Annotated in this window: 3 protein-coding genes; 1 reads left to right on the forward strand and 2 read right to left on the reverse strand. The window is 69.6% G+C overall.

From position 1 onward, the window contains the following. Positions 1-59: 59 nt before the first annotated feature. A complete protein-coding gene (locus D7W81_RS02030) occupies positions 60-2,912 on the reverse strand; it encodes a CHAT domain-containing protein (RefSeq protein ID WP_497747126.1) in 2,853 nt (950 codons plus the stop codon). Between the two features lie 302 nt (positions 2,913-3,214). On the opposite strand from D7W81_RS02030, the gene D7W81_RS02035 reads away from it, so the two are divergent. Beyond that, positions 3,215-4,477 (forward strand): hypothetical protein, encoded by a 1,263-nt coding sequence (locus tag D7W81_RS02035; protein WP_120553607.1) that lies wholly within the window; start codon positions 3,215-3,217, stop codon positions 4,475-4,477. A 564-nt stretch (positions 4,478-5,041) separates the two neighbouring features. Here D7W81_RS02035 and D7W81_RS02050 read toward each other — a convergent pair. After that, positions 5,042-8,153, reverse strand: a 3,112-nt coding sequence (locus tag D7W81_RS02050) for an HYR domain-containing protein (RefSeq protein ID WP_120553608.1), incomplete at its 5' end; no start/stop codon positions are given.

Raw genomic sequence — 8,153 nt, forward strand, 5'->3', positions numbered from 1 at the left:
CGCACGGCGCCGGCTCGCGCTTGAGGGGCGGGCCGGGCCGCATCCATGTCACCTCCGGATCAGGGGCCCCTCGGTGGGCTCAAGTCCGGTGCCTGCTGGGGGCGGGGCGCCAGCGCGTGCAGGGGAGCGTCGCTGCCCACCGCGATGAAGGGGGCCCAGTAGTGGGGATGAGGTTGGATCCGCTGAAACTCGCGCATGGCCTCACGCAGCGCCGTGGCGCGGCCCTGCCCCGCGAGCAGGTTGCGGTAGTAGGCCTCCATGAGGGTACCGGTCTTCGCGTCGTTGACCTTCCACAGGCTCATCACCACGGTCTCCGCGCCTGCCACGACGAAGGCCCGGCGCAGGCCGAAGACCCCCTGCCCCAGCCGCACGTCGCCTCGCCCGGTATCACACGCGGCCAGCACCACCAGCTGGGTGCCCCACAAGTTGAGACCCGCCAGCTCCAGCGCCGTCACCATCGTCCGGTCCGCGGAAGCGCTGGCCGCATCCAGGGTGCCACTCGCGGGAGCAGGTGCTCCCGCTAAGACCAGCCCCGAGCGCAGCAGCGGATCAGGCGGATGATCCCGGGGGGCACCATTTCCCAGGCCCCCGAAGCTGACAACAGCCCTGGAGCCCCTGGGCGCGGAGGCGTCCTCGAGGAAGAAGCCGTGGGTGGCCAGGTGCAGCACGCCGGGCGTGGGCAGGAGGAACAGTCGCTGCTTGGTGGCCTCGGGGCCGAGGAAGAGCTCGGCCTGGGGGAGGAGCCGCTTGATGCTCTCCGCCTCCTGGCGACTGCCCGGCAGGGCTGTCCAGGGCGTGGCGGCAAGGCCCGCGCGCAGGGCGGAGAAGCGCCCCAGGGACGCGGAGCGCTCGTCGTGCGCGGGTGTGGGGCCGAGGGCCTGGGGGGGTGTTTCAGCCGACGCATGGAAGTCCGGGTCGGCGAGGACGACGATGGAGGACGCAGGGCGACTGTCCCAGGTCCGTGGCAGGAGTTCCTTGCCGGAGGTGAGGTAGGTGAAGTCGAAGGCGTCGAGAAGGAAGTGGCGGCCATCGTGGAGCGCGTCGAAGGGGACGAGGCTCAGCTGTGCGTCAGGTGAGAGGAAGAGCCGGCGGCGATTGCCCAGCAGGGGCCGCAGGGGCTGGAAGGCGAGCCGGTAGAGGGCCTGGGCGGAGGCCTCGAATCGAGCGTCGCGGCGTGCGAGAGCGTCGCGCAGGCGCGTGGCGGCGCGGTCGATGGGGGCCGCGGGGCCGAGGTCCAGGGCCCGGGTGGTGGCATCGGGGAAGAGCACCAGCGCCAGATAGCGAAGCGTGCCAGGGCGCTTCACGCGGGCCATTCCGGGTTTGGGAACGAGGGGGCGGTCCACGTAGGCGATGAACTCGATGAGGACACCGTCCTGGGGGAGGGAGGCGGCGACGCGGTCGACAATCTTGTCGGGGGGCGGCAGGGCGGTGCGTCCCCGCAGGGGCGCGGAGCGCCTGGCCAGCTCCGCTTCGAGGGCATCTCCCTCGTCGGCGAGCGCCTTGAGACGCTGTTGATATTCCGTCGGAGACAGGGCGCCGGGATCCGCGAGCGAGAAGCTCGCGAGTCGGGTGCGCAGGCCGCGCAGCCGCTCGAGGATGTCGAGTGCCTCGGCGTCCAGGCTTCGGTAGAGAGTGCGGGAGATGTCGGCCGTCTCCTCGACGGAGCGTCCCTTGTGCAGGAGCACCGAGCCGAGGGCCAGGCGCCGCACGCGAGCGTCCCCGGGATGGGCGCGCAGCAGGGCGTAGAGGCCCTGCTCGTCCGCGCGCAGATACTGGAGGAAGCTGCCCAGGCGCGACTCGGAGAAATCGAGCGCCTCCTGGCGCAGGCGATGCTCGGAGATGGCGAAAGCCCGGGTGTAGAGCGGCAGGGCGTCGTCGAGGCGATGCTGGGCCAGACGCAGCTGGGCGAAGGTGTTGAGCGTCTGGGCGAGGGCGGGATGGTCCTTGCCGAGGGCCGTCTCCTGGACGGCGAGCGCGCGCAGGAAGAGTGGCTCCGCCCGGTCATACAACCCCTGTTCCAGGTACAGCCTGGCGAGGTCGTGGAGCAGGCTGGCGACGTTGCGATGGTTGTTGCCGGGGACCGACTCCAGAATGGTGAGCGCGCGCTGAAAGAGTGGCTCCGCCCGGCCGAGCAGTCCCTGGGACGCGTAGAGGTCGGCGAGGTTGGTGAGGGTCATGGCGAGTTCGGGATGGTTCTTGCTGAGGGCTGCTTCCTGGATGGCCACCGCGCGCCGAAAGAGCAGCTCGGCCCGCTCGTGAAGCTCCTGGGCCAAGTAGACGAGGGCGAGGTTGTGGAGCACGGAGACGAGGTCCGGATGGTTCTTGCCCTGGGCCGCTTCCCGAATGGCGATCGCACGCAGGTAGAGCGGTTCAGCCCGCCCATACAGCCCCTGTTCCACGTAGAGGTTGGCGAGGTTGCTGAGCGGGCCGGTGACCTTGAGATGGTTCTTGCCCTGGACCGCTTCCCGAATGGCGAGCGCACGCTGGTAGAGCGGCTCGGCCCGTTCGAAGAAGCCCTGGGACTTGTAGGCGGTGGCCAGGTTGTTCAGCGATCCCGCGACGTTGGGATGGTCCTTGCCGAAGGCTGCTTCGCGAATCGTGAGCGCACGCTCGTGGAGTTGCTGGGCCCGGGTGTACCTGCCCTGCTGGATGTAGAGATTGGCGAGATGGTTGAGGGAGTCGGCGACGTCGGGATGATCCTTGCCGAAGGCCTTCTCCCGGATCTCGAGTCCGCGCTGGAACAACGGCTCGGCCCGGTCGAAGTCCCCCTGGAGCCAGTGAAGCAACCCGAGCAGATCCACACACCGGGCGACGTCCGGGGAAGCCCCTCCCAGCTCTGCTTCCCATCGCGTGAGCGCGTCCTCGCCCCTGGTGACGGCCTCGGCGTACTTGCCTGCCTCATAGAGCGTCATCGCTTCGCTGTATGCCTTTTGTGCCGCCTCCAGCCGCGCCCCTGGCTTCGCCTCCCCGGAAGCTGTTCCAACCCAACAGCACAGGACCACCGCCGCCAGCCACCTGAACATGCGCTGCACCTTTCCCCCTGGCCGAAAGCAATCACGGCCATTGAGCCTCAGTTCCGCAGCGAAGTCACGCGGCGCTCACGGGGCGGGCACTTGAGGCGACGTGTTGATTTCCTGCATCGTTTTGCACAGCGCCGGCTCCCTCTCATTCAAAGGGAATCCTCCCTTTGAGTGACATGACTTGGAGCGCCGTAATGATTCAGTCCACCTGGAAGAACCTGGTTCTCATCGCAGGCCTTGCCGCTCCACTCGCCTACGGAGGCGCTCTGCCCGACGCCGCGCCCCTGGGTCAGGCGAAGGGCGTGGCCCTGACAGGCCACCCTGCCTTCACGAAACAAGTGGACGTCACGGCGCTGGTCGCCTCGGAGGTCCACGCCTTCGCGGTCGCGCCCGTCCTGCAAGACTTCCAGTTGTTCACCCAGGCCAACAGTGGCTCCATCATCCAGACGAGCGACGGTGGCTATGCGTTCACCGGCTCCACCACGGTCCTGGGCGACCTGGACATCCTCCTGGTGAAGACAGACGCCCTCATGAACATCCAGTGGGCCTACGCCTACGGCACCACCGCCGAGGACACCGGAGTCGAGGTCCGCGCGACGAGTGAGGGTGGGTTCATGCTCGCGGGGCAGCACTTCCAGAACAACAACTTCGACTTCTATGTCGTCAGGACCGACCCCACGGGTGCCTATTATTGGCAGGGCCCGTATGGCGGAGCCCTCCAGGAGTATCCGGCCGCCATGGAGGTCACGCCTGACGGAGGATGCATCATCGTCGGCAAGACCCGGAACAACGTGGGCTACGAGGACGCCTACATGATGAAGTTCTCCGCCACGGGAAGCGTGCAGTGGAGCAAGCCGTTCTCCAGCGGCGCGGATGGCACCTATGAGTTCGAGGGGGTCGCCAACGTCCCTGGCGGGGGCTATGTCGCCGTCGGTTCCAAGCAGGTCCGGGTGACCGGAGGCTGGGAGACCTATGGCTTTATCGCGAAGGTGAGCAGCACCGGAGCGACCAGCTTCCAGACCACCTCCGGACGGTTCGCGTACTTCACGGGAGTGGCCGCGACCTCCACTGGCTACGTGGCTGTTGGCTACATCTACCGGGCGGGTACGTTTGACGCCGAGTTCTACACGGTTCGGTTCAACACCACGGGCGGTGCCCTGTGGACGCGGACCATCAACGCGGGAACCCCTGGAGACTATCTGAGCGACGTCAGGATCGCGGGCGATGGCAACTACGTCATCGTGGGCATGATCACCCCGTCCGATAGCCAGCGGAACCTCCTCGTCCTGAAGATGGACACCAGTGGGAACACGCTCTGGTCTAGCTTCCCCTACCCCAGCACCTGGGTCACGGACGGGCAGAGCCTCGCCATGACCCAGGATGGAGGGTTCGTCGTCAGCGGCGGCTACAGCGACGGCACCACCAGGTACATGCTGCTCTCCAAGTTCTCTCCCTGAGCGGGCCTTCCAACGGATCCCCGCTCAGCGCCGGCACCGAAGCCCACTTCCGGCTCATCGAGAAACGGAACCACCTCTCCGTCGCGCGAGCACAGGTGTCGGGCTTCGAGCCGACGGAGACGGCGGGGCCCACCGCGCCGCCGCTGGATGCGAACGGCGGAGTGGAGGCCGGCGCAAGAGCAAGAAGGACAAGCTGCGAGAAGCCGCCGCCGCTGCTGCCGCCGTCCGTCTCCCAAAGCGCAAGCCGTAGCGCCCTGTCGGCATGAATGACGGCGATGTGTACCGGGAGCGCATCAGCGCTGGCGCCGCCCGCCCCGGTTCGAAGGGGAGACGCTGGACAGCTTCGAGCCGGTGTACGAGGACGCGTCGCTGCTCGTGGTCATCAAGCGCATGCGTCAAGGCGGGAGAGAAGCCATGGTGAGGGTGAGGGCTGAAGCGGAAGCCGAGGAGGGCCGCTGACGGGGGCCGCCCGAGCAGTGAGCCCGGCCGGTGGAGAGGCCGCTTGAGCCCCCTACCCTGCGGCCTGTAGGTGCCTTTGCGCCGGGGCCTGGCGAGCACCGCTCCTCATTCCCCTGCGGCTGCGACACCCACGCGCACGTGTGCGGACCGGAGCGAACGCGCGCGCCGTCGGGACAGCCTTACCAGCGTGAGCAGGACCCACGGCACGCTCGCGGACGCGCCCGCGCCCGCGCAGCCACAGCCGGAGTCCTCCGGCTTCGCGCCTCCACCCGTGCCAGCGTCCGTTTTCATGCCGGCATCCACTGCGGTTCCGGCGTCCGGGAGGCCCGCGTCCACGGTCCCCGCGTCGGCGTCCGTGCCACCGTCCGTGCCGGCGTCCGCAGTCTGCACGGGGAGCACGGTCACCTGGAACTGGCACGTCGCGCGGTTGCCCGCAACGTCCGCCGCCTCGGCCTGGACGGTGTGCTGGCCCACCGGGAGCACCGTGCCGGGTGTGACGCGGACGACGGGCGCGGCATCGATGGCGTCCGTCGCCTTCACGTCGTAGGCCGGCGCCGCACCCTCCGTGACGACGCGGTCCGCCGGGCAGCTCACCGTGGGCGGCGTCGTGTCCCGCTTCACGGTCACCGTGAGCGGCGTGGCTCCCCCGAGCGAGTACGCCGTGCACGTGACGCTCCGTCCCGGCGTGTCGTCCGTCACCGTCAGCGCCTCACAGCCCACGGTGGAGAGCGCCGTGCCGGACTCCGGGTCCCCGGCCTGGAAGCGGACCGTGACGTCGCTCCGGTAGAAGCCTCCGCCGCCTGGCGTCCCCTCCAGCGCGGCGGTCACCGTGGGTCCCGTCCCGTCCAGCTCGATGGCGAACGGCTCGCGCCCCTCCTCCTCCGCCGTGGCGGCGAACACCATCCGGGCGCCCGCGAACACAGGCATCCCGGGCGCCGAGCCCAGGGGCCCCGGGGTCACGTCCGCCAGCAGCGTGGAGGTGCTCGCCCCCGGCAGGTAGTAGCGCGGCTCCAGGCCCGTGGCGGGCTCCGCCCCGTCGAACAGCAGCGCGCCGCCCCGGGAGACAAGCCACGTCGCGCCCGGTGCCTCGGCGACCTTCACCGTGCCCGCCGGGGTGCCGTCGGTCCTCACCAGGAAGCGGCCCTGCGCGTTCTGCAGCAGCAGGTAGGGCGTGCCGTGGTGCAGCGTCGCCACGAGCAGCCGGCTCGACCCCGCCCCTGGCTGGAAGTCAGCGAGCCGGCGTGTTCCCGCCACCGTGCCGTCCGACACCCAGGGCTCCCGCCCCACGCCCGTCTCCATCGCGGTGAAGAAGAGCAGCCCGCCCGTCGCCTTCAGGTCCTCGGGCGCGAGCACCGACGGTGCCGTCAGCGCCAGCGTGCCCGACGCCGTGGCGTTGGTGCGCCACACCACTCCCTGCGTCACGTACCAGGCGAAGCCGCCCGCGCTGGTGAAGGACTCGAGCCGGGCCGGAACCTGCGCGACCCGGGTGGTGCCCGCGGCGGTGCCATTCGTGCGCATCAGGTCATAGCGATACGTCGAGGGGTTGTAGAACGCGAACACCAGCACGTCCCCCACCGGGAACAGATCCGACGCGAAGTCGAGGGAGCCGTTCAGCGACAGCAGCCGCGTCGTGGTCGTCGAGCTCTCCGTGTGCGTCCACAGCTGGAAGTACGGGCTCTGCCACCACAGGCCCACCAGCCTCGTCCCCACCGGCTTGAAGTCCAGCGGGCTCCCCGCGCCCAGGGAAGAAGTGGCCGTGCCCTTCCCAGGGTCGCCCACGGAGAGGTTGGAGTAGCTGCGCCGGAAGGCGAGCTTGCCCCCCGCGAAGGGGGTGAGCTGGCTGGGATACCCCTGGCTCGCGCCATAGGGCAGCGCGATGGCCTCCCGGGTCCCCTCCGGGGTGCCGTCCGTCTGGAAGATGGGGTTGAGCAGCGGGCCCTTCAGCTCCGGGATGAAGTACACCGTCGTGCCCACGGCGACGAAGTTCGAGGGGCTTGAGCTGCCATTGGACGCGGCCATCACCCGGACAGGCGGCAGGTCGGTGACCGTGCCGTCGCTGAGCCAGGCCTTCATCCGGCCGCCCTCCGTCGCGCCGAAGAACGCGTGGCCCAGCGTGTCGGGAGACCACTGCAGGTGCATGTCCGGATCCACCGCCCTCACCCGCCGCGTCCCCGCGATCGTCCCATCCGTGGCCCAGACCTCCTTGTGGCCCTCCACCGTGGCCAGGAAGTGCACCCGGGCACCGGTCACCGCGAACTCATCCGGGGCGGAGCCCGTCGCGCCGGGGTTCAGGTCTCCCAGCCGCAGCGTGCCCTCCGCCGTGCCGTAGCTGGTCCAGGGCTCGACGCCCGTCACGCCGTCGTCCGCGGTGAAGACGAGCGCCGCGCCCACCCTGCGCAGGTCCACCGTCGCGGGCAGCTTCGCGGCGAAGGCCTTCACCTCCACCGTGCCCTCCGCCGTCCCGTCCGTCCGCCACAGCGCGGAGCCCGTCACCGTGTTGGCGAGGAAGTAGACGCGGTCTCCCAGCAGCGTGCCCTTCGCCGGACTGGAGGACTCGGCGCCGGGCACCAGGTCCTTCACCAGGACCGTGCCCGCGGGCGTGCCGTCCGTGCGCCACAGCTCCGAGCCCTCCGCGGTGGTGGTCCACTCGAAGAGGAGCTGTGCGCCAATCCTCCCGAGCGGCGTCATGTCGCCATAGGAGCGGCTCGACGACACGGCCTTGAGAAACCGGGTGGTCGTCGGGTCCTCCTGCGAGAACGACAGCGAGTGGGAATAGGGGGCCCGGGTGCCGCTGACGCTCTCCAGGAAGAGCCGGTCGCCGTCCTCCGCGACGATGCTGGCGGAGCCGCTACCGGCGCGGCGGGTGCCTTCGGGCGTGCCGTCGCTGGTCCAGCGCGACCAGGTGCTGCTGTAACCAACGCTGATGTACAGCCGCCCCGCGCTGGTGAAGGTGCGGGTCTCCAGCGAGTGCGCGCTGTCGTCGAACGCGTAGAGCAGACGGGTGCCTTCGACCGTGCCGTCGGAGCGGTAGAGCTTGTTGCTCGACCCGAAGTAGAGCACGTCCCCCACCACCGTCATCTCCTGGACCTCGTGGTGGTTGTACTGGCCGTACGTGCTCTCCGCGAGCCGCCATGTGCCCTCGGGCGTGGCGTCCGTGCGCCACAGTTCCCAGGCCGTGAGGCCGTTGTCGGCGATGAAGTAGAAGACGCCGTTCATC

The organism is Corallococcus aberystwythensis (assembly GCF_003612165.1).
GTDB classification, from domain to species: Bacteria; Myxococcota; Myxococcia; order Myxococcales; family Myxococcaceae; genus Corallococcus; species Corallococcus aberystwythensis.

Coding starts and splice junctions, on each gene's coding strand:
- D7W81_RS02030 (WP_497747126.1), bottom strand. CDS start 2,912: ATGACGCTCTATGAGGCAGGCAAGTACGCCGAGGCCGTCACCAGGGGC.
- D7W81_RS02035 (WP_120553607.1), top strand. CDS start 3,215: ATGATTCAGTCCACCTGGAAGAACCTGGTTCTCATCGCAGGCCTTGCC.